The organism is Microcoleus sp. T3_D1 (assembly GCF_036700405.1).
In the GTDB taxonomy this organism is placed as follows: Bacteria; Cyanobacteriota; Cyanobacteriia; order Cyanobacteriales; family Microcoleaceae; genus Microcoleus.
This window is the reverse complement of the sequence record NZ_JAUBOV010000022.1, coordinates 39,556-61,700: the sequence shown is the minus strand read 5'-3', so window position 1 is coordinate 61,700 and position 22,145 is coordinate 39,556. Positions and strand designations below refer to the sequence as shown.

20 protein-coding genes and 1 pseudogene are annotated in these 22,145 nt (G+C 44.9%); 20 read left to right on the top strand and 1 reads right to left on the bottom strand.

What is annotated here, in order from left to right; all coding sequences use genetic code 11:
- The first annotated feature begins 8 nt into the window (after positions 1-8).
- The 19 genes and pseudogenes from QT992_RS12635 to QT992_RS12545 all read left to right on the top strand — a co-directional run bounded on the left by QT992_RS12635 (position 9) and on the right by QT992_RS12545 (position 19,495).
- Positions 9-398, top strand: a complete 390-nt coding sequence (locus tag QT992_RS12635) for a carboxypeptidase regulatory-like domain-containing protein (RefSeq protein ID WP_333335520.1) — start codon at positions 9-11, stop codon at positions 396-398.
- 79 nt (positions 399-477) lie between these two features.
- Positions 478-2,238 carry a phage tail sheath subtilisin-like domain-containing protein gene (locus QT992_RS12630; protein ID WP_333335522.1) on the top strand — a complete coding sequence of 587 codons (1,761 nt, stop codon included), beginning with the start codon at positions 478-480 and terminating at the stop codon, positions 2,236-2,238.
- 25 nt (positions 2,239-2,263) lie between these two features.
- Positions 2,264-3,427: a phage tail sheath subtilisin-like domain-containing protein gene (locus QT992_RS12625; RefSeq protein WP_333335525.1), complete on the top strand. Its 1,164-nt coding sequence runs from the start codon at positions 2,264-2,266 to the stop codon at positions 3,425-3,427.
- 24 nt (positions 3,428-3,451) lie between these two features.
- A complete protein-coding gene (locus tag QT992_RS12620) occupies positions 3,452-3,907 on the top strand; it encodes a phage tail protein (protein WP_333335528.1) in 456 nt (151 codons plus the stop codon).
- 14 nt (positions 3,908-3,921) lie between these two features.
- Positions 3,922-4,287, top strand: coding sequence for a phage tail assembly protein (locus tag QT992_RS12615; RefSeq protein WP_333335531.1), 366 nt, complete (start codon positions 3,922-3,924; stop codon positions 4,285-4,287).
- A 17-nt stretch (positions 4,288-4,304) separates the two neighbouring features.
- Positions 4,305-4,457 (top strand): annotated as a pseudogene (locus QT992_RS12610) (DUF6760 family protein); the annotation flags it as partial.
- Between the two features lie 25 nt (positions 4,458-4,482).
- On the top strand, positions 4,483-5,007 hold the full coding sequence (locus QT992_RS12605) for a phage tail protein (RefSeq protein ID WP_333335534.1): 525 nt from the start codon (positions 4,483-4,485) through the stop codon (positions 5,005-5,007).
- Positions 4,994-6,307, top strand: coding sequence for a hypothetical protein (locus tag QT992_RS12600; protein ID WP_333335538.1), 1,314 nt, complete (start codon positions 4,994-4,996; stop codon positions 6,305-6,307). Before QT992_RS12605 ends, QT992_RS12600 begins: the two co-directional genes overlap by 14 nt.
- Positions 6,298-6,945, top strand: a complete 648-nt coding sequence (locus QT992_RS12595; protein ID WP_333335541.1) for a CIS tube protein — start codon at positions 6,298-6,300, stop codon at positions 6,943-6,945. The genes QT992_RS12600 and QT992_RS12595 overlap by 10 nt, the downstream gene beginning before the upstream one ends.
- 5 nt (positions 6,946-6,950) lie before the next feature.
- Positions 6,951-8,021, top strand: coding sequence for a contractile injection system protein, VgrG/Pvc8 family (locus QT992_RS12590; protein ID WP_333335544.1), 1,071 nt, complete (start codon positions 6,951-6,953; stop codon positions 8,019-8,021).
- An 11-nt stretch (positions 8,022-8,032) separates the two neighbouring features.
- Positions 8,033-8,737, top strand: a complete 705-nt coding sequence (locus QT992_RS12585; protein ID WP_333335547.1) for a phage baseplate assembly protein V — start codon at positions 8,033-8,035, stop codon at positions 8,735-8,737.
- A 1-nt stretch (position 8,738) separates the two neighbouring features.
- A complete protein-coding gene (locus QT992_RS12580) occupies positions 8,739-9,062 on the top strand; it encodes a hypothetical protein (protein WP_106333757.1) in 324 nt (107 codons plus the stop codon).
- A complete protein-coding gene (locus tag QT992_RS12575; RefSeq protein ID WP_333335551.1) occupies positions 9,063-9,449 on the top strand; it encodes a GPW/gp25 family protein in 387 nt (128 codons plus the stop codon). It begins immediately after the preceding gene.
- Positions 9,450-9,454: 5 nt separating this feature from the next.
- Positions 9,455-13,561 (top strand): baseplate J/gp47 family protein, encoded by a 4,107-nt coding sequence (locus QT992_RS12570; protein ID WP_333335554.1) that lies wholly within the window; start codon positions 9,455-9,457, stop codon positions 13,559-13,561.
- Positions 13,558-14,484: a baseplate J/gp47 family protein gene (locus tag QT992_RS12565; protein WP_333335557.1), complete on the top strand. Its 927-nt coding sequence runs from the start codon at positions 13,558-13,560 to the stop codon at positions 14,482-14,484. The genes QT992_RS12570 and QT992_RS12565 overlap by 4 nt, the downstream gene beginning before the upstream one ends.
- Before the next feature lie 7 nt (positions 14,485-14,491).
- Positions 14,492-15,163 carry a phage tail protein gene (locus tag QT992_RS12560; protein WP_333335559.1) on the top strand — a complete coding sequence of 224 codons (672 nt, stop codon included), beginning with the start codon at positions 14,492-14,494 and terminating at the stop codon, positions 15,161-15,163.
- Between the two features lie 25 nt (positions 15,164-15,188).
- Positions 15,189-17,102: a tail fiber domain-containing protein gene (locus QT992_RS12555; RefSeq protein ID WP_333335561.1), complete on the top strand. Its 1,914-nt coding sequence runs from the start codon at positions 15,189-15,191 to the stop codon at positions 17,100-17,102.
- A gap of 44 nt (positions 17,103-17,146) precedes the next feature.
- Positions 17,147-17,404 carry a hypothetical protein gene (locus QT992_RS12550; RefSeq protein ID WP_333335564.1) on the top strand — a complete coding sequence of 86 codons (258 nt, stop codon included), beginning with the start codon at positions 17,147-17,149 and terminating at the stop codon, positions 17,402-17,404.
- Positions 17,405-17,476: 72 nt separating this feature from the next.
- Positions 17,477-19,495, top strand: coding sequence for a DUF4157 domain-containing protein (locus QT992_RS12545; RefSeq protein ID WP_333335567.1), 2,019 nt, complete (start codon positions 17,477-17,479; stop codon positions 19,493-19,495).
- Positions 19,496-19,556: 61 nt separating this feature from the next.
- Here the strand turns inward: QT992_RS12545 and QT992_RS12540 are convergent, their stop codons facing one another.
- Positions 19,557-19,826 carry a hypothetical protein gene (locus tag QT992_RS12540; protein ID WP_333335570.1) on the bottom strand — a complete coding sequence of 90 codons (270 nt, stop codon included), beginning with the start codon at positions 19,824-19,826 and terminating at the stop codon, positions 19,557-19,559.
- 125 nt (positions 19,827-19,951) lie between these two features.
- On the opposite strand from QT992_RS12540, the gene QT992_RS12535 reads away from it, so the two are divergent.
- Complete coding sequence (locus QT992_RS12535) at positions 19,952-22,051, top strand: AAA family ATPase (RefSeq protein WP_333335573.1); 2,100 nt, start codon at positions 19,952-19,954, stop codon at positions 22,049-22,051.
- Positions 22,052-22,145: the final 94 nt, after the last annotated feature.

The window sequence follows — 22,145 nt, the reverse complement described above, 5'->3', positions numbered from 1 at the left end:
ATAAAATTATGTCAGCAAAGGAACAGACAAAAAATCGGGTGGCGATCGCCGGACAAGTTATAGATGCTAAAACTAACTTAGCGATTGCTGGGGCTTTAGTGGAAGTTGGCCAAAAACAAGGCAAATTCAAAAATTGGCTCGATTTACACGCTCTCCAGTATGCTAAGAGTTGGGAAAAGATGGTTGAGCGTCCTGACCGAACTCTAACTGCTATTGACGGATGCTTTAGCTTTATAAACTTGCCCGATGGAGAATATACGGATCTTACTATTCAAATTTCTGCTCAAGGTTACAAACCAGTTGACCGAAGTGTAAAATTGAGCCAGAGTAGAATAATGGAGCTTCAGAATTTTGAATTAAATCCAGAAGACAAGCCAAAAGTTGAACAACCTAGCTAAGGCAATTTTTGGGTTGATCAGCTCTCAGCCGAACCAAACTGAATGAAATTGAGTCCAATTCTATAAAGAAGTAACTCCAATGACAACGTATCTTTCTCCCGGTGTATATGTAAAAGAAGTTCCTTCCGGTTCGGCTCCCATTGCTGGTGCGGGAACTAGCACAGCCGCTTTTATCGGTGTTGTGCCTAACAAGATTACTATTCCTACTGCGCCTGTCATTTCTAAGGAAGAAGAATGTTCATTTGTGCCTGGGTCTGGGGGTAGACATACATCTGGGACAACCGGTCCAAAAACAGCAAAAACAAATAAGTCTGGTAGTAATGATGATCAAAATATGCAAGGAAATGATAGAGGTGGCGATGCCTCTTCATCTTTTGGGTGGGAAGCATACCCAGGTGAGAATTTACTAGGTGATTGTGATATATGGGTTGGCGAACGTAAGCTAGAAAAGAAGGAATTTAAAATCACAGACCCTGAGCCATCCCAAAGCCAATCTGCCCAAATTACATTCCATATCAGCCCGCCAGACCAGTTCAAAATCAAGTATATAGTGTTAGCCAATCAAATTACTAATGAGGTAGTTGGCCAAGTTCCAGAATCTACTTCCGACGAGCAAATGGAATTTAAACTAAAACAGTATCCAGTTAACACATCCCCAAAAACATACACTATCAAGATTAACGGAGAAATAATTCCCGGTGTAGGAATTACACCTAATGATACAAATCGCGTTGCAAAATTTACCTTAACATCGGATCAGATGCCAGGTGAGGGCAAAAGAACTATTACTGCCGATTACCAAGTAACTTTTCCAATTTTTGAACCTGTCCCATCTGGAGAAGTGAAACTGTGTACCAATTTTAAGGAGTTCAAAAAATTCTTTGGCGATTTTTCTCAAGATGAAAGCCAAAAACAGCTAGCCCATGCAGTTTCTGGGTTTTTTAACAACGGCGGAACTCGCTGCTATGTGATGCGAGTCGAAAACGAGGAGAAAATTACTGATACTTTGTTAGAAAGTTTGGAAGCGATCGATGAAATTGCCATTGTTGCTGCTCCTGGAATTACTACTCCACAGGCTCGCAGTGCAATCATAACTCATTGCCAGGAGAAAACAGGCGATCGCTTTGCTATCTTAGACTGTAGCGAAGACGATACGAGCGCAGATATTACGAAAAACAAGCCTGATAACTCCAACTATGCTGCATTCTACTTCCCTTGGATTCAAGTTTTTGACCCAACTACAAAAACGGCGAATCCGGATGGGGATGGACTGATATATGTACCGCCCAGCGGTCACATTGCTGGAATTTACGCTCGCGTAGATGCACAAAGGGGGGTTCATAAAGCACCAGCAAATGAAATTGTGTTGGGAGCGCTGGGACTCAAGCAAAATCTCAGCAAAAATCAACAAGATGGTCTAAATCCCAAAGGAATCAACTGCATTCGCAATCTCAACGGCAATATTCGCGTGTGGGGCGCGCGCACCATTGGAGGCGATGAGAATGGCGAGTTCAAATATATCAATGTCCGTCGCCTATTTAACTATCTGAAAAAGTCGATCGACCAGGGGACTCAGTGGACAGTGTTTGAGCCGAATTCTCCGGAACTCTGGGCGAAAATCCGTCGCAATGTGACTTCTTTTCTGATGACCGTTTGGCGTAGCGGTGCCCTGTTTGGCAGTACACCAGAACAAGCTTTCTACGTTAAATGTGATGAAGAAACCAATCCACCTGAATTGCGCGAACAAGGACAAGTTGTAACTGAAATAGGTGTGGCTATAGTCAAACCGGCAGAGTTTGTCATCTTCAATCTTAGCCAGTGGTCTGGGCCAGGTAAATAGTAGCAATTTTCCAGGGGAAGTTAAAATGCTGACGCAACGTAAAACACCAGGGGTGTATTTGGAGGAAATATTCCCTGCCCCTTCTACCGAGTTAATCACAGGAGTCCCTGCATTCTTGGGTATAAGGGTGGCAAAAAATGCCGAACCTAGAGATGTTAATCAACCGAAGCTATTAAAGCTTTGGCCCCAGTTTGAGCAATTCTTTGTTCAGCCGTCATCTGAAAGTTACCTTGCTCATGCAGTACGCGGTTTTTTTGAAAACGGAGGTCGTCTCTGCTATGTGGTTCCTCTACAAAGTGCTGAACAAAAAGCACTTGAACAAGGACTTGCAGCGATAGAATCTCTGGATACCATTGACTTGGTTTGCGCTCCAGATATTATGAAGCAAAGTTCGGAATCAGAACAGGTAGAAATGCAGAAACTTGTTCTGAAGCATTGCGATAAGATGCGCGATCGCTTTGCTATTCTGGACTCACTGCCTAATAAACAGGAAATAACCAAACAAAGAGAAGGCCTGCAAAGCAATAACGGTGCTTTGTACTTCCCCTGGATTAAAGTTTTGGACCCAGCTACCCCTACCCCGAAACTTATAGAAGTTCCGCCTTGCGGTCATATTGCTGGAATTTACGCTCACAGCGATCGCACTTATGGTTTTCCTCAGACTCCAGCTAATTATCCCTTAGAAGGAGTCTTAGATTTGAGCGTTTCCTTGTCTACCGACGAGCAAGACGCATTAAACCTAAAGAAAAACTCAAATGAGCTACCAAGCATAAACTGCTTGCGCGTCTTCAAAGGTAGAGGCATTCGCATTTGGGGAGGTCGCACTTTAAGCCAAAATCCAGATTGGCAATATATCAACGTCCGGCGATTATTCTTAACCGTTCTTCGCTGGATAGAGAGAAACTTAGAGGATGTTGTTTTCGAGCCAAATGATTTCAAATTGTGGGTGCGTATTGAGCGCGAATTAACCACTTATTTAGAGTCATTACTGCGAAAAGGCGCATTGCAAGGACGAACTCCCCAAGAAGCGTTTTACATTAAATGCGACAGCGAAACTAATCCGCCAGAAATGCGCGATATCGGCACAGTTGTCACGGAAATCGGATTAGCACCGACTAAACCCAACGAATTTATTGTCGTTCGTCTCATCCACGGGACGGCTGGAGTTAATTCAACGACTCAACCTTAATAATTTTGAACAGGAGGATTCACCATGCCAGATGTTAAAGCCCCCCACAAACCAGATCCCTATTTAAGTTATCGCTTCTGGGTTGAATGGAATGGCATTATCCACGCTGGTTTTCGAGAATGTAGCGGACTCAACTCCACTCAAACTCCCGCCGAATATCGGGAAGGAACCGATCCGCCAACCGTCAGAAAACTGCCAGGTTTAGTAACCTACAATAATATCACTCTGAAGCGAGGCACAACCAATAATCAAGAACTCTGGAAGTGGCGGGAAAATACAGTGAAAGGGGGTGCTGAGTACAGAAAAGATATCTCCATTGTTCTCTTAGATGAAACAGGTCAAGAAAAAATTCGCTGGAATTTAACTCATTGCTGGCCTGTCACTTGGTCGGGGCCTGACTTTAATGCGACTTCTAATGAAGTGGCCGTTGAGACTTTAGAAATTGCCCATGAAGGCATCAGCGTTGATAAATGGTCGTAAGTTTAAATTCCCCCATGATACCGCAGACTGAATTTCCCTTTACTTTACCTCAAGGATATATAGACCCAGAAGGTAATGTCCATCGAGAAGGAACGATGCGATTAGCTACTGCATTCGACGAAATTGCACCACTGCGAGATCCGCGCGTTCAATCAAATTCAGCTTATTTGGTGATTATTCTTCTATCAAGGACGATCGTTCGGTTGGGAGATGTCGAACATATCAATCCGAAAATGATTGAAAACCTCTTTTCTGCCGATTTGGTTTACTTGCAAGATTTCTACCAGCGCATCAACCAAAACGGTCACAGTCGCTTCCTCGTTGCTTGTCCTCATTGTCAAGGAGAATTTGAGGTTGAAACTGTGCCAGCGGGGGAGTAGTTTGCTACCCCTCAGAACGATTGCTTGAGGAGGTAGCTTATATTGCCTATCACTTTCACTGGTCTTACGAACAAATTATGAGATTTGAACACCGAGAAAGACAGCAGTGGGTTGCTGAAGTTATGCGAATCAATCAAACGTTAAACGAGGGATTGGGGTCTAGTTTTTAGAAGAGGAGTTATTCAGGAGTAAATCGTGGGAAAAACACTGTTAAATGTGGGTTTAAGTTTCGCAAATAGCTTAACAGGCATTCGTTTCGATCCTTATAACGGTTCTAACTTTTATCTCGAAATTGAAGGGTTAATAACGGGTGGTTTTAGTGAGATTACGGGACTGGAAAGCGAAATTGAATTTGAATCCTATCAAGAAGGAGGAGTGAATGGATATAGCCATCAATTTCCCAGACGCACTCGATACCCAAATCTTGTGTTAAGTCACGGTCTGACATCGAACGATACGCTTTGGACTTGGTATCAATCGACAACTCAAGGCAATATTCAACTTAAAAATGTCACGATTATTTTGCTGACCCGCCAACAAATTCCTGTGATGTTATGGAATTTTAAAAATGCTTATCCTGTGAAGTGGTCTGGCCCTACTTTTAATGCTAGTAATGCTAATGAAGTGGCGGTTGAAAGACTGGAGTTGATTCACCAGGGTATTGATAAACCTGTAACTTTTGGTCCGATAGGCTTGGGTATAAATTATGTCACAACTTAAGCCCTATTTAACAGAACGAACCAGTTGGCAGGATGGGATTGACCAAAAGTTCCAAGCGCGACTGATGCGCCCTTTAGAAAAGCCAGGGCTGATTAATACTTCTAAGTTAGCAGGAGCGATTATTTCGCGATCGCAACGATTGAGCGATCGGCTACCCTTACTCGCACTAATGGAGCGGCGCTGGTCTAGTGTAACGACTCAATCAGCGAATCATCTCCCCCTCGTTTACGCTCAGCCTCTACCTATTCCAGATAATAATGGGGAAAAAGTTAATCTCTCAGAAACTTCATCTATCCCGAAAGTACATCGGAAAGAAGTACCCATTATTCAAGCAAAGTTTACTCCTGGTGTCGAATCAAACTTACTTCATAACTTGCCTCGGCAAAGCTCCCAACTAAGTGAAGTAAACGACCGAAAACAAAATCACATTCCTGAAAGTATTTCAGAGACTCTAGCCGAATCTTTGGTTTATATTAATTCTGGTTCAAGAAATTTAGACAATATTGGGCAGCCGAATCAGTCAGCTACTCCGATAAATTCAACTTCTAACTTAGAGTTTTCCAAAATCTCAGTTAACCAATTGCCTGTTGTTCAGGTCAAATTAGACTCAGCCACTCAATCTGCCGATATATTATCCCCAAGTAGACCCGGAAAGTCAGTTAGCAGCGAACTGGGGGAATCAACACTTCCTTTAGTTAAGTTTACGCCGGACTCGATTTCTGAAATGGTATCGCCAACTGCTCCTTTGTTTGGCGAAATAATGGCAGATCGGGTCTTGACAAATGAAGGGTATGGCTCTACAGGAAAAGTTATAAGTCAGGCTACCCAAACTCGAAATATGCTATTAACTCTAAAAGAGGAGTTGGGCGCAGAAAATACCGACTTAACCGGAGGGAATTCACAGCTATTAGTTAGACCAAATCTAGTCCCTAGCTGGAAGGGATTGGATACCCAACTTTTATGGTCTGTTCCTCCATTACCCAGCACCAGAACAGTAGCAGCTAATGGGAGTCAGGATCTAGTTAGTAAACAATATCGCCCAGGAGAAAAGGCAGAACATAGAAAAGCAACTGAAGTTGCGATCGCCAGAACTGTTCCCCATACTGATACTAACAATTCTGCCAGGACTTTTCCCAATAGTTCTGCAAGTTCAGCTATACAAGTACAGTATTCGTCTCCTATTCAGACAAGCAGCCAAACTCAGATTGATCTGGATAGTTTAGCAGACAAAGTAGAGCGTAAACTGATACGACGGCTCGCGATCGAAAGTGAGCGAAGAGGACAAAAACGATGGCGCTAGAAAAACTAAAAATTCTAATTGAAGACCAAACCCAAGGAAAACCAAACAAAGAAATACAAGCCTTGTTCAATCCCAACCAAGTGACAATTAGCAAAACAGGTTGGCATGAAGATACCGACAAGGGCTTAGTTGCTAGTCGCGCACCAGCCACTTTAACCATTGAGTTATTTTTTGACACTACAACTTTAGGGAAATATCCGCCAGAAAACGTTCAAAACTATACTAAGCACATTTACAGCTTAACTCTGATTGGGAAAAATGCCAGACCCCCTTTATGTCAAATAATTTGGGGTAAAAATGTTTTATTGCCTCTGGGAATCCTTAAATCTTTAACTAAAACTCTTACCCACTTTTTAGAAGATGGAACTCCCGTTGCTGCTAAATTGAATTGCAATTTTGAGGAGTGGCAAAACCCCACACAACAGAAAAAAATTGAAAATCCAATAGACGACCCCATTCGGATTGTTAAGCAAGGAGAAACTCTCAGCAGCATCGCCGCGCAAGAATATAACGATCCTGCTCTGTGGCGGTTGATTGCCAAAGAAAATAACATGGATAATCCGCGTTTATTGGAACCCGGTACATCTTTGACGATACCGCCAAGGCGTGCGGATAGCATTACGCAAGGGAGGCAATAATTACAGTGCCTAACCCTAGTGGAGTTGACTCATTAGTTCCTAAGTTGAACGTCCTGATTAAAGGAAACCGCTTACCTATGGAAACAAAGGTGGATCTACTCTCCGTAACTGTTTCCGAAGATTTGGACATACCTGCTATGTTTACCCTCGAATTGGTGAACTGGAATCTGGTAAAAAGCCAAATTACTTGGGCAGATAGTGAATTGTTTGATATTGGGAATACGATCGAAATTCAAATGGGGTACGGGAACACTTTAAAAACTTTAGTTGTTGGAGAAATTACTGGATTAGAACCGGAATTTTCCCAAACGGCAACTCCGATTTTAGTGGTGCGGGGTCACGATTTGCGCCATCGACTGTTAAGGGGCTGTAAAACTCGCTCTTTTACTCAGATGAAAGATAGCGATATTGCTAGTAAAATAGCTGGGGAACAGGGAATTAGTTGCAAAGTTAAAGATACCAGTATAAAATTGGAATATATTTTCCAAGCCAACCAAACCGATTTAGAATTTCTCCAGCAACGGGCTAAGCGCATTGGGTATGAGGTGACAGTAGAAGGCAAAACCTTATACTTTCGATCGCACCAAAATAATACTCAAAAGGTTTTGACGCTCAATCGAAGCGACGATTTAATAGAATTTTCGCCTCGCTTGAGTACGATGAGCCAGGTGGGACAGGTAGAAGTGCATACCTGGGATGTGAAGCAGAAAAAAGCACTGGTTGGCAAAGCGGGTGCTGGCGATGAAACCACTACTATGAAAGGAGGCACTAGCGGGCCAAAAAATACTAATCGGGCTTTCGGTAAAGCCACTCATGTTATTATTAATGAGCCTGTATTAAGTCAAGCGGAAGCAGAACAGATAGCTAAAGGACAGTATAATGATATGGCTCTCGCTTATATTACGGGGGAAGGGATTTGTCAGGGAAATCCTGAGTTTCGTGTCGGTTATACTATCGAAATTACGGGTTTGGGTAAACGTTTTAGCGGTCTTTATTATTTGACTTCAGTCACTCATATTTATTCGGAAGATTTAGGATATCGAACGGAATTTTCTGTCAGGAGGAATGCGGCGTAATGGGGATGAATATGCTATCTTATTTACAGGATGCAAATGAGGGAAGCGATCGCTTTTACGGCGTCACTGTAGGCATCGTCACCAATAACAAAGATGAGGAGGGATTAGGGCGAGTCAAAGTAAAATTTCCTTGGCTGTCTGAGACAGATGAAAGTTACTGGGCGAGGGTACTGACGCCGATGGCGGGGAAGCAGCGGGGACTCTACTTTTTGCCGGAAGTCGATGATGAGGTGTTAGTGGCTTTCGATCGCGGCGATATTTCTTCTCCTTATATATTGGGGGGGCTTTGGAATGGTCAGGATAAGCCGCCTGAATCTAATACCGATGGCAAAAACAATCTGCGGGTAATTAAATCCCGCAGCGGTCATCAGATTATTCTGGACGATACGGAAAATGCCGAGAAGATTACTATCTGCGATGGTACTGGCAAAAACCAGATCGTCATCGATTCAAAAAATAACGCGATTAGCATCGAAGGAGAAAAAGATATTTCGATAAAAGCCAAAGGTAAAATCAGTCTGGAAAGCAGCGATGGAGATATTTCTATCAAGTGTAAAAATTTAGCTATTCAAACTCAGCAAAATTGTGAAATTAAAGCCAATTCAAAAGTTGAGGTAAAAGCCAATTCTAATTGCAATATTCAAGCTAATTCTGGCATGGCTTTGAAGTGCATGGCAGGTGTTAAAATTAACGATGGTGCGTTGGAGGTGATGTGAAATGCCGGGATATTTGTTACACGCTGGAGCGAGTGTTATTTGCGCTCATGGGGGACAAGCACAACCCACAGCCCCTAATCCCAGAGTAAAAGTGATGGGACAACCTGTGGTGACTCAGGTATTTCCCTATACCGTTGCAGGTTGCGTCAATCCACCACCGCCAGCTAACGTTGGCCCTTGTGTAATGGCGCAGTGGGTGAGTGCTGCACTCCGAGTCAAGGTAATGGGACAGCCGGTTTTGCTACAGGATAGCAAAGCAGTGGCGATACCTACTGGCACGTCGTTGAATATTTTGGTCACTCAAGTTCGCGTCAAGGGGATGTAAATGAAGGCTGATTTCTTGGGGGTGGGATGGACATCGCCGGTGAAACGCAACGAAGCCGGACAAATCGAAATGGCACGCTATGAAGATTGCGTTCGCCAGTCGATTTTGATGATTTTGGGTACTGCTAAAGGCGAGCGCATTATGCGACCTGATTTTGGGTGTGGCATTCACGATCTGGTCTTTGCCAATAATAGCCCTGGCACGATCGGACAAGTCATAGACGAAGTGCGTCAAGCACTGATTGACTGGGAACCACGTATCGATCTACTGGAAGTAGATGCTAATCCTGATGAAGCTCAGCCGAATCGATTGCTGATTTTAATTAATTATCAGGTTCGCACAACTAACAATCGTTTTAATTTGGTTTATCCGTTTTATTTACAGTAATTATTATGTCGATTCAGCCTCCAAAAATTGACAATCGCAGTTATGATGAAATAGTTGACCAAACGGTAAAGTTAGCACAGCACTTTACCGCAGATATATGGACTGCATTAGTTGAACGGACATCTGAAGGGCTGGAAAACCGCATCCTAGCTGAAGACATAATCGACATCGGATCAGACAACAATGAAATAATTGCGACAGCAGACACGTTGGTGACTCCACAGTTGGCTAAGGAAATCGCTACACGCCAAGCAGCTAATCTAGTGAAAGTGAAGGTCAAAGATTCGCCAGAAGAACAAGGTAATGAGTCGGTTAAGCCCACACCCGAATTGCTAAAAGATCGCATTTTAAACGAAAACATTATCGACATTGATGGTCAGATAATTGCCAAAACAGGCGAATCAGTGAATGACGACTTGGCGAAAAAGATTGCCGAGGTCAAAACTAAACTGGTGAAGGTAAAAGGTTGGCAAGGGAAAAACGATGCTGGGATGGGGCTGATTCGCATCTTTGGGCGCATGGCGGCATTAGTGAGCGATCGCCTCAACCAAGCCCCAGACAAAAATTTCCTGGCTTTCCTCGACTTAATTGGCACTCAGCTATTGCCTCCTCAGCCTGCCAAAGTGCCTCTGACTTTTTCTTTAGTAGAAAGGAGTCCTGTAGATGCGCTGGTTCCTGCCCACACTCAGGTAGCTGCCCCACCTGCTGATGAACAGGAAGAAGAAGTGGTGTTTGAAACCGATCGCGAACTGGTTGTAACAACTGCCCAACTGAAAGCGGTGTTTGTGCGGGAACCTGAGAAAGACAAGTACAGCGATCTCACCTCACAAGCAACAGACGAAAAAGGAAATGCTGCATTTGAGGCGTTTACAGGGGAACAGCCTATCGAGCATTGTCTGTATTTAGCCTGTGATGAACTCTTTACCTTGCCTGGTACGAAAACGGTTACTCTGACGATTAACTCGCCTCAAGCATCAGAGTTAGCAAAATTTCAGCTCAGTTGGTCATACTGGGATGGCTTAACTTGGAAACAACTACAGCCAGCAAATCCTCCATCCCCACCAACTACCAGTCAGTGGCAGGTTCAATTACATTTGCCAGTCCCTATAAAATGCAAAATTAATGGTCTAGAGGCTGGATGGCTACGGGTACGTTTGGATACATCTTTATCCCAAAACTTAACCCAACTCCCGCACATTGATAGTGTTAGTGTTGAGGCAGAGATTAAGTCTAGTGATATAGCACCTGACTTGTGCTTCTTCAACACAGTTCCTATTGATCTCAGCAAGGACTTCTACCCTTTTGGCGAACAACCTCGGTTTAATGACACTCTATATATTGCTAGTCAGGAAGTTTTTGCTATATCTGGGGCTAAAGTTACAATCGATTTGCAATTAAGTGATGCACTACCTCTCAAAACTGATGGCGGTGTCGAAATAGCATGGGAAGTTTGGGATGGGCACAACTGGAAGAAGCTAGAGACGACTACTATACTCACTGGACAACCAATTACAGAACCAAAAACTTCACCTGCCAACTTTACAAACAACGGCAAAGTGCAGTTTACTCTATCAACACCAAATCCCCCAAATATAGTTAACGGAGAAACCACCTACTGGGTTCGTGCCAGAATTATTAAAGGCAACTACGGCACTGCGATATCTCAAGCAACCACCATTGCAATACTAACTGAAGATAGCCAAACTCACACGGAAAATAGTAAAACTGTAACAGTACTAGCGGTCAATAGCGTTAGAGGCTTTATGCCTAATGACAGTATCCAGATAGTGTCTAGTGGTCGAAATCCAGAAAACAAGCCTATTCAAAGCATTGATTTCGATAAAAAAATGCTCACCCTGGAAGGGAAAATCACCCCCCCCTATCTTGAAGGAACAAGTGTAATGCTCCTTTTAGACTCTGCTTTTGGACCACCATCGGTGAAGCCGTTGAGTTTGAGCTATGAGTATAAATCGAGTAGTTTTTTATCAGCTTGTTGTGCTTATAACGATTTTCACTACGTTGATTTATTAACTACTACACTCAGAGAAGAAGCAAAATCCAGGGGGAATTTTCTTAAACTTGCTAGTATTGCAGGTTTGGCTAAAGGCGATCGCCTACGAATTAATGGGGGTGGCACTAACCCAGAAGACTATGAGATTGAGACAATCGATTTATCGAATAAAACGGTCACTCTCAAGCAAGCCCTAAACCGTCAATACAATCAGGGCACTCAAGTCGTTCGTTCTTTTGCGCCCTTCACTCCGACAGCAGACCAAAGTCCAACGCTATACTTGGGGTTTGACAAATGTTTTCCCAATCGCTCTATTGCACTTTATTTGCAAGTAGAATCACCCCAACCCGGTGAAATTACCAAAGCGACCCAAAACGGAAACAAACTGATAACTGATTCACCTCGGATTATCTGGGAATATTACAATTCTAAAGATTGGGTTTCCTTGGAAGTTCAAGACGGAACCAACGCTTTTACTCAAAGGGGCGTTATCGAGTTTATCGGACCCCATGACTTTACTTCTCGAAGTGAATTTGGCCAAACTCTCTACTGGATACGGGCGAGATGTGAAGGTAATGAATTTCTCGTGCAGCCTCGCTTGCGACGCATCTTGACCAATACGATTTGGGCAAGTCAGGTAACAACGATTAAAGAAGAACTTCTAGGGTCGAGTAATGGCAATCCCGATCGGATTTTCCGTACCGCACAGAAACCTGTACTCAAAGGTCAGCAGCTAGAAGTGCAGGAAGCCAAAATTCCCTCTCCTGAAGAACTGGCAGTCATTAGGTCACAAGAGGGAGGTGATGCGGTGAAAGAAGTTAAGGATGAGGCAGGACAGATAGAAGCTGTTTGGGTACGTTGGCATAAAGTGCGAGACTTTTATGGTTCTGGATCGCGCGATCGCCATTATGTCTTGGATCGACTTACAGGAGAAGTGCGGTTTGGGAATGGGCAGTATGGGATGGTGCCGCCTCAAGGACGCAATAACATCCGCCTCTCCCAGTATCAAACTGGAGGCGGCAAAAGAGGAAATTTGGATGCCAATATGATTGTTCAGCTAAAGACTACAGTTCCCTATGTGGAGAAGGTGACTAACCTGGAAGCTGCTGGGGGTGGTTCTGAACAAGAATCATTAGAACGGGTGAAAGAACGAGGCCCAAAATGGCTGCGTCACCGCGATCGCGCCGTTACAATTCAAGATTTTGAGGATTTAGCTTACGAAGCTTCACCTGATGTGGCGAGGGCAAAAGCGAACGAACTCAAATTTAATCCTAGAGAGATGCAATGGATACCCATCTTTCGTCTGTCTCTGAGCAAGTCAGGTGATATTACAGTGACATTAACCGAGCTACAAGATTCTAAGTCAATTTGCGTACAGATATACGGTTCTGGCAAAGCAACCCCCTACGCAGAACAGACATTGAACAACGGCCAGACATTTACCTACACGGTTACTCAAGAGCAATACGATCTGGGGAAAGATCTGGGGAAGGAATGGACTGTGATCTTGACTAACTCAAGTAAAGAAGACAAGGAATTGGTTAAAGCAACAGTCGAGATCGTCTATCCTACTGGGTCAATTGCAGAAAACTTACAAATTCCACCTCGAAATGCTCCCCCAGATGACTACAACCCCTATCAAAAGAATGCTGAAGTTGTGAAATTGATTCTCGTTCCTCATAGTAGGGCAAACCAGCCTACACCGAGTATTGCCTTACTAGATCGAGTGAAACAATATATCAGCGATCGCTCCTCTCCTGCTCTCCAATTGCAAGTGACTGAACCTAATTGGGTAAAAGTCTCCGTCACCGCTACAATTGTCCCTGTCTCTTGGGAAAGTGCTGATCGAGTGAAAGCAGCCGCACTCAATCGTTTGCAGGAATTTTTGCATCCTTTAACGGGCGCTAAGAAGCATCGGGGTTGGGAGTTTGGTCGCTATCCTTACGAATCTGATTTGTATGCCGCATTAGAAGAAATTGAGGGGGTCGATTATGTAGAGTCTTTATCTATCAAGCCAGAGAAACTGCCAGATGAACGCCAAGAGCAGTGCTTAATTTTTTCAGGTTCTCACCAAGTTAATCTAGGGGGGCGATCGACATGAGCATACCATTACCCAATCTCGACGATCGCACTTATGCGGAGTTAGTCGAGCTTGCCTACTCTCAAATTCCCATTGAATATCCGGAATGGACCGATCGCAACCCCAGCGATACCGGAATTATCCTGATCGAGCTTTTAGCATGGCTGACAGAAATGCTTTTGTATCGAGTCGATCGCATTCCGGATCGGAACACAGAAACTTTCCTCAAATTGCTTAAAGGCAAGCCAGACTGGACGCGAGACAAACAAGATTTAGAAACTGCAATTCGAGAAACTGTCTTAGAATTACGCCAACAGTATCGCGCTGTTACCCCTGATGACTACGAAAGGATAATTTTAGAAGACTGGAATCAAAGCGAAAATGCTACATCTTTTCCTAAGATTAAACGGGCGCGATGCTTATCTCGGCGCAATCTTACCCTGGTGGATGAAAATCAAAAGAACCGAGATAAAGCCGGACATTTTAGTATCATTGTAGTTCCCGATCTTTCCGTTGACTCGACCCCAAAACCTAGCCCAGAACTATGCACTGCATTGTGGCAGTATATAGATGAGCGTCGGCTCTTAACTACACGCCATCACATTGTTGCGCCCGAATATGCTGAAGTTAGTATTTCAGCTAACTTTTACCTGGAAAAAGGAAGTCAAAAAGAGGAAGTTAAAAAGCAACTTAAAAAACAAATTGAAAAATTTTTTCATCCTCTAGAAGGCGGGTCAGACAGCAAGGGTTGGTCTTTTGGTCGAAATGTATATATTTCTGAAGTTTACGCACTTTTGAATGAGACTGACGGAATCGACTATGTGGAAACTGTTACTCTTAAACCGTATTCACCTACAAATTCTGAATTTGCTAGAGAATTTAAAATTAAACCTTATGAGCTAGTCAAAATTAAAATTGAAAACTTAGAAATAAAAGAAGGTTAAAAAAGTTATGCCAACTAATAGTTCAGATAACAAAAAGAGCAGTTATTTAGAGTATCTACCAGCCACTGTTGAAGCCGATCCTATTATCAATGGTTTTTTGCTTGCTTTTGAGTCTATCTTAGACAAATTCGATGCTGAGGATAAAAACAATTCAGTTAACCAGCCTTTCGGATTTGGAGAGTATCTCGATCACATCCACACCTACTTTCTTCCCTGTGATTCTCAAGGTAAAAGAGACGAACAAGCACCGACAGAGTTTCTTCCTTGGTTGGCGAGTTGGGTTGCTCTCAGTTTAAGAGATGATTGGGAGGTAGAGTTTAAGCGAAAGTTTATCAGTAAGATTGTCCCTTTGTATAGTAAAAGGGGTACAAAAGCCGCGCTAGAGGAAATACTAAACATCTACACAGGCGAAAAAGTTTCTATCTATGAATTTGAGGAACCTCCGGGCTACTTTCAAGTAGAAATGACTTTAAGCGAGGTAGACTCAGAAAATCTCAGACGCAAGGAAAATATAGCCATCGCAATTCTAAATTTAGAAAAACCCGCTCATACTGTATTTGCTTTAAAAATCTTATTTCCAACAATGCGGATTATTAATGATTATAAAATGGATAAAGATAAACCAATTGGCATCTGCGTCGGGAAAAATACCCTATTAGGAACAACAACAAACAGGTAAATATAAATCAATAAGGAGGCAACTAATGGCAGACTATAACATACCCGATCGCATCCAAAAAAGAGTCCGTTATTTTGACGGACAATTCTTAAAAGACCAGGATTTTGTTGACGAGCAGAAGTATCATATCAATCGCCAGCGATTGCAAAATAGATTGCACGTTTTCGGGATAATCGAAGGGTTAGATATCCAATATCAGGAAGGAAAAGTTATAGTCAATCCGGGGACGGCGATTGATCAAAAAGGGAGATTGATAGTTTTAGCTAACTCAAAAGAAATTAACCTAGAGAATAGCAGTGATTTTGGTAGTTTGGTGATTTTCTATCAAGAAAAAGAATCGGATATAGCCACGACAAGAGAAGAAAACAATGAAAAGGAGAAACAGGGTAGCGCCGGCAATACGCGCTGGTATGAAGACCCGGAAGTTACAGTAGTTAGGAAACCAACTGAAGAACAGGTTCGCCTGGGAAATATTAAATTTGATAATAATGGTAATGTTGTAGTTTCCTCCTCAAATCGTCAATATTCTGGGGTGTTTTTGCCTGCGGGAGATAGTAAGGGAGTGACGCTGAGAGCAGGTGGCGAACAGAATCCCAATTTAGCGATTCTCGATGGGGGTTTGAGCATTAGTGGGACACTAACTGTTACAGAGCATACGGAACTGGACAAGACTTTGACAGTAAAGGGAAACACAACGATTGAGCAAGAACTGACAGTAAAAAGTATTCTTCTTGGAGAAAACCGAACAGGTGTCGCGCTGCGATCGAATGGCGCTGAAAATCCAAATTTAGCTATTCTTACTGGCAGTTTGAGCATTAGCGGAACGCTTGAAGTAAAAGGAAAAACTACCATGACAGGAGATATCACAACACCAGGCAGTCTGACAGCCCGAAAAATCACGGATGGGAAAGTCACTATCACCAAAGGCACTATCCAAAAAGGAGCGTCTGAAATTGATTTAAGCACAGAACAGAACCCAGATTTAGGTCTTTATTCACAAGAGGAAGGCCACTGGCTCAGATTTGTATCAAACAAAGGTGGCTTTTTATTTTCGTCGGCTGGAAAATATGGCAACGGTTCAGATCCTTTAGTAAAAATTGATCCGCAAGGAAACTTAACTGCAAAAGGCGGTTTGACCGTGACAGGGAACACGCAACTGAAGGATTTGAATGTCAGCGGAAATTTAAATATAACTGGGACGAACAACCTCACAGGAAATATCAACACAAATGGCAGTCTGACAGCAGGAATAATTACCGCAGAGCGGGTATTCGTGAAGAGCGGTTTCATTCAAAAAGAAGGAGACACACCCGTTGACTCAGCCAAAGGTTCTGACATGGGAATCTATTCAAGAAGACTAGGGTTTGCAATGAGATTTGTTACTAATGGCGGCGATTTTTATTTTTACAAAGATGGAGATTATGGAATAAAAGACGACGACAAATTACTCACGATAAGCAGGGCAGGAGATCTAAAAGTAAAGAGGGAAATATCCTGCGAAGGAGATCTAAAAGTAAACGGGAAAATCTCATGCGGGGGTAAAATTCTTATACGCTCCTATAAAAATAAATATTTGAGTCATAGGGAAGACGATAATGCAAGGTTTCAACAAAAAGAAAAAGACGTACAGCAAACATGGGAAGAGATGACCCTCGAAATGTCATCTTCCCGAGAGAGAAAAGAGAATATTTCTTCCCTCACAGCCGGGGAAGCCATCACAACGCTCGCTCAGTTGAATGCAGTAAAATATGACTATAAAAGCGAGCAAGCATTCCGGCAAACAATAGGATTTATAGCTGAAGAGATGCCAGAAAATCTTGCCAGTGAAGACAGAAAGACCATATCCCCATTTGAGGTCATCCCTATTCTCACGAAAGTGCTACAAGAACACCAGAAAACGTTAGACCAAATCCAAATTCAAATGAAGGAAAACAAATAGGAGTAGGCTACTCTAAAACGAAAGGTACAAAAACAAGGAAGCAAATGAAATTACTACTTTCCCAACGCCTCCAAGCGCTCAAAGCAGAATTTGAAGCCGGACAAAAACTCCAAGCGGAATATGAAACGAAACAGCGCACCTTGAGAGAAACACTCCTGCGGATAAGCGGGGCAATTCAGGTACTAGAAGAAGTCATCGCCGAAGCAGACAGTGAGGCAAATGGCGAAGTGTCTCAGCCCGATGATAGTCCAGCCGAAGTGGAACCGCTTGGTGGACTGGCATCGGCAGGAGAAGGGACGTAAGGGACGAATTTTCCCCCGACTATTTGGGTCAACAGTCAACTCGTACAATACACATTGTGGAAGGAGGAACAAATGGACAAACAAAGCACGCACCAAAAGAAACCCGCACCCACGCGATCGCACCCCACCAAAACTAGCGTAAAATCCCCGGTACACCAAGAGGACGACCTGCAAGGGGCGATCGGCAATCGGCAAATGGGACTGCTGATGGAGACACATCCCCACATTCACCCATCCAGTCAAAACGCCACGATGGTGGGCGAGATGCCAATGCTGGGGGGTATGATGCCGGTCAGTCAGGGGAGGATTCAGCGTCAACCCTTATTCGGGGGTTTGTCCCAGGAGATGAGGTTGGAAAATGCAACTCTGGCGCTACCCGCAACAGGGGCGCTGGTACAGCGGAAGCTGACCCTCGGCACGCCTGGGGATATGTACGAAGAAGAGGCCGATCGGGTGGCGCGACAAGTGGTAGACGAAATTCACAGTTCCCCATTCCGTGAACAGAATGCACAGTCGGAGGAGGAGAGGATACCTGCCGGAGGGGAAGCGGGACGGGTGCAACGGCAGATAACAGTGCGATCGGCGGGCGATGCTGGGGGAGAACTCTCTAGCGAGTGGGAAGGAGAGTTGCAGCGTGCCAAAAGCGGGGGACAGCCGCTGTCGCCGTCGGTGAAGGAGCCGATGGAGCGGGCGTTTGGGGCGGATTTTGGCGGCGTGCGCGTGCATACGGGGGCGCAGGCGGATATGTTGGCGCGATCGATTCAGGCGAAGGCGTTTACCACGGGGCAGGATGTGTTCTTTAGGCAGGGGGCGTATGAGTCGGGGAGTCGAGGGGGGCAGGAGTTGATCGCCCACGAGATGACCCATGTGGTGCAGCAGAATGGAGGAGCTTTAACGACAACACTAATGAAGTGTCAGCAGAAGGTTATACAGTGCGTAATTTTGAAAGCAGATGGAGAACATTACAAGAGGATTGGGAACAACCTCTCATGGTATAAAAATCTAAGTGATTTGCAGAAGCAGAAGGCTATGGACCTTCATAAGGAAACTAATTTATACACCGTTGATGATGTGTTGAAGCGAGTGCCAAATTCATCAGTCCAGGGGGGTGCGCCAACGAGAGCAACGATATCAACCAAACATGCTGACCTTGCTGCTTATAATACCAGTATTGTTACTTACTTAACTCAGATTCTCACAATTGCGTCCAAAGCAACGGACGAGCATATAGCTGAGACATTTGAACAGCCGGGTGGGGGTAAAAAAATGACCGTAACAACCGAGGAAAGCGTGGAGGACTTTTTTGAAAATAAAGGTATAAAACATGATCAACCACACAAGTGGCTCATGTATTTCACACGGCGTCTCAGAAATATGAATTCGAGTCTACTTAAGACTCAACGATTTCCTACAGGTAAAAACCTGAAATACAATATAGAAAACTCAATAAATATCACACTTAGTCAACCTAATGAGAGATCCAAGGTGTTTATGGATAATGTAGGATCATACATATCAGAAGCTACAAACTTGACAAACGAATTTAAGGAATTTAGTAACGAGGAGATGGGAGAAATGCTGCTGATGGATGACACGAAAGATATCCAAGCATTAGTCTCTAAAAAAGTAAATACTATAGCAAACAGAACTAAGAAAATAAACAAGCTTCCCCAGCCTGAAGTCTTAGCCAGAAAAATAAAACGCACGAGCCTGTTAATCAGGGGAATCGAATCAGGCAGACGACGCTCAACAGCGCCCATACTACGACTATGGCTGCGAAGGGTAAAGATGGGAAAAGAAACAGCATCGAACTTTTTACTAACGCATCCAATGGCTCCGATCGGCGTTACATCAAAGATTCACAAACAACACACACTAGCTCGAGAGGCTCGAAGAAAGGCATGTAGCGACTTATTAAAATCGACAATAGAAGATGTCTACAATCAAAGTGTAAAAGAGAAGCTAGAGACGGATTTAGCGGCCGCATTGATGGATTATTTAGATGCGAATGCATTCAATCCGAATGAAGTAAAAACGGCGGAGACATACCTAAAATATATGTTTAATCGAGTGCTGGAAGAACATGCCTAGTTTGATTGCGATCTAGCCAAGTGCGTTAATAAAGTAACGCACCGATTCATCTCAACTGGGTCTATTCAAGTGCGATCGCCAACGCCTTCAACACCAGAGCATCTTGCGCCGCCCAAATTTCCTTCACCTCTCCCCGCGCCGTCACCCGCCGCTGTTCTCGAAACCGATAAGTTCCCGATCGCAGTTGCGCCACTATCAGCCGTTTTTTCTCATCCCACCAGCGCCGCAACTGCCAGACATCACTATTATGGTGGTAGTGCTTGCGACGTTCGCACACCCACTCATAAGCCCGCTCGATAACCTCATCGCTGGTGACTCGAGCGATTAGCATCACAGCAACCCCCGCGAGTCAAGAAAGAAAAACGGCTAATTCTCCCATCCCTATTCTACCCATTCCAAAGAAAGCGCATCCAACTCTATCCGCACAACCCAAACTCATCCCTTACCCCCCGCACAATGGGCGAAGCAAACACCACCCCCCTCGAAGAATTACTCCCCTGGCTCAACCGCATTGACACCCTGATCCACAAAGCCGTACTCCTCGCCGAGTCCCACTACAGTCCCAATCCCGCCACCGCACCCTACCGAGGACTGCAAATCAGCCTAGAAGAAGTCGATCGCCTGCTGCAACGCCATCCCGCCGAACCCTTATTTGCCGCCGCCGCCCCAGAAACCGCATCCCCCCCAGCAACATCGCGGTTAGCATGGTTGCAGCGCCAATACCAGCTTGCTACCATCGACTTAGATATCCTCGCGATCGCCCTCGCCCCCGAACTCGATCGCCGCTACGAACGCCTCTACGCCTACCTGCAAGACGACGTTCGCGCCAAACAACCCACCGTCGATCTCGCCCTCAACCTCCTCTGCACCACCGCCGCCGACAAACTGCAACAGCGCGATCGCTTTTCCCCCGACGCCCCCCTGATCCGCCACCATCTCCTCCACCTCCACAGTCAACCCGACATCCCCACCCCCCTCCTCGCCCACACCCTCCACCTCGACGCCCAAATCGTCCGCTACCTCATGGGAAACAGCGGACTCGATCGCCGCCTCGCCCCCTTTTGCCACCTCATACCCCCCACCCACACCCTCAGCGAACAGTTCCTCAACCCCGAACTCCAGCACAAACTCAGCGCCATCGCCCAAAACCCCCAACCCCGCTGCCTCTACTTCCAAGGAACCGATACCAGCAGCAAACGCAGCGCCGCCGAAGCACTAGCGGGAGAACTCCACACCCCCTTACTCGCCGCCGACTTCTCCCGCCTCACCGCCAACCTCAAATCCGAACTCGAACCCACCCTCAAACTGCTGAGGCGAGAAGCTCACTTTCAGAATGCCCTCCTCTATCTGGACGGATGGGATAACTTATCGGGAAGCGATCGCACTATAGCCTGCGACTCCTTGCTTTCCACCCCCGCAACTCTCACCATCCTCTCCGGAACCGAACACTGGAACCCAACAACCGGCGCTATGGGAGTCGTCACCGTACCCTTCACACTCCCCGATTTTCACCAGCGCCGCCACATCTGGCAAACTCACCTCGCAGATGCGGGAATTTCCTTGACAGATTCCGACTTATATGCTATTGCCGATCGCTTTCGCCTGACGAGCGATCGGATTGCCGATGCGATCGCCATCGCTGGCAATCGCATTTGCACAGAAGGGACGAACGACACCCAACCCAATTTAGCAGAATTGTTCGCAGCCGCCCGCACCCAATCCGGTCACGACCTCACCCTACTCGCCCGCAAAGTCGAGCCCAAATATCGCTTAGAAAATATTGTCCTGCCAGAGGAGCAAAAAACGCACTTGCGTGAAATCTGCGATCGGGCTCAACATCAATCGAAAGTCCTGTCCGAGTGGGGATTTGACAATCACTTTTCTATGGGAAAAGGGATAAACGCGCTGTTTACAGGGGTGCCCGGAACAGGTAAAACAATGGCAGCCGAAGCGATCGCCCGCGAATTGCAGCTCGACCTCTATAAAATAGATTTATCCCAAATCGTCAGCAAATATATCGGCGAAACCGAGAAAAATCTCGATCGCATCTTCACCGCCGCCGCCACATCCAACGCCATCCTGTTATTTGACGAAGCCGATGCCATATTTGGCAAACGTTCCGAAGTCAAAGACGCGCGCGATCGCTACGCCAACATAGAAATCGGCTACCTCCTGCAAAAAATGGAAGAATATGAAGGCATCGCCATTCTCACCACCAATTTAGGCAATAATATCGACGATGCCTTTACCCGCCGATTGAGTTTTATTATCGGATTTCCCTTTCCTAAAGAAGCCGAACGATACCAAATTTGGCAAAAGATTTTTCCCGCTTCTACCCCTCGAAGTGCAGATGTAGATTTGGAATTTATGGCGCGTCGCTTCGAGATAGCTGGCGGAAATATCCGCAATATCGCCTTAGCTGCCGCATTTCTTGCTGCTGCCGAAGGTGTAGAGGTCACGATGTCCCATCTCCTTCGCGCTACCCGACGAGAATATCAGAAAATTGGCAAGATAATTTTGGATGAAGACTTAGGCAGTTATGCCAAGTCGAGATAAACTGTTTGCTGGGAAGCATCCCGTTTTTCTGAGCAAAGTTTGTTGATAGATTCTCTAGTTTCTATTTTATCCCAACTTTTGCATAATCAGTAGC

Bases quoted from the DNA above. Each gene is read 5' to 3' on its own strand.
- QT992_RS12545 (WP_333335567.1), top strand. From the start codon at position 17,477: ATGGACAAACAAAGCACGCACCAAAAGAAACCCGCACCCACGCGATCG.
- QT992_RS12595 (WP_333335541.1), top strand. From the start codon at position 6,298: ATGGCGCTAGAAAAACTAAAAATTCTAATTGAAGACCAAACCCAAGGA.
- QT992_RS12535 (WP_333335573.1), top strand. From the start codon at position 19,952: ATGGGCGAAGCAAACACCACCCCCCTCGAAGAATTACTCCCCTGGCTC.
- QT992_RS12550 (WP_333335564.1), top strand. From the start codon at position 17,147: ATGAAATTACTACTTTCCCAACGCCTCCAAGCGCTCAAAGCAGAATTT.
- QT992_RS12555 (WP_333335561.1), top strand. From the start codon at position 15,189: ATGGCAGACTATAACATACCCGATCGCATCCAAAAAAGAGTCCGTTAT.
- QT992_RS12630 (WP_333335522.1), top strand. From the start codon at position 478: ATGACAACGTATCTTTCTCCCGGTGTATATGTAAAAGAAGTTCCTTCC.
- QT992_RS12565 (WP_333335557.1), top strand. From the start codon at position 13,558: ATGAGCATACCATTACCCAATCTCGACGATCGCACTTATGCGGAGTTA.
- QT992_RS12570 (WP_333335554.1), top strand. From the start codon at position 9,455: ATGTCGATTCAGCCTCCAAAAATTGACAATCGCAGTTATGATGAAATA.
- QT992_RS12635 (WP_333335520.1), top strand. From the start codon at position 9: ATGTCAGCAAAGGAACAGACAAAAAATCGGGTGGCGATCGCCGGACAA.
- QT992_RS12615 (WP_333335531.1), top strand. From the start codon at position 3,922: ATGATACCGCAGACTGAATTTCCCTTTACTTTACCTCAAGGATATATA.
- QT992_RS12580 (WP_106333757.1), top strand. From the start codon at position 8,739: ATGCCGGGATATTTGTTACACGCTGGAGCGAGTGTTATTTGCGCTCAT.
- QT992_RS12600 (WP_333335538.1), top strand. From the start codon at position 4,994: ATGTCACAACTTAAGCCCTATTTAACAGAACGAACCAGTTGGCAGGAT.
- QT992_RS12625 (WP_333335525.1), top strand. From the start codon at position 2,264: ATGCTGACGCAACGTAAAACACCAGGGGTGTATTTGGAGGAAATATTC.
- QT992_RS12575 (WP_333335551.1), top strand. From the start codon at position 9,063: ATGAAGGCTGATTTCTTGGGGGTGGGATGGACATCGCCGGTGAAACGC.
- QT992_RS12585 (WP_333335547.1), top strand. From the start codon at position 8,033: ATGCTATCTTATTTACAGGATGCAAATGAGGGAAGCGATCGCTTTTAC.
- QT992_RS12560 (WP_333335559.1), top strand. From the start codon at position 14,492: ATGCCAACTAATAGTTCAGATAACAAAAAGAGCAGTTATTTAGAGTAT.
- QT992_RS12620 (WP_333335528.1), top strand. From the start codon at position 3,452: ATGCCAGATGTTAAAGCCCCCCACAAACCAGATCCCTATTTAAGTTAT.
- QT992_RS12540 (WP_333335570.1), bottom strand. From the start codon at position 19,826: ATGCTAATCGCTCGAGTCACCAGCGATGAGGTTATCGAGCGGGCTTAT.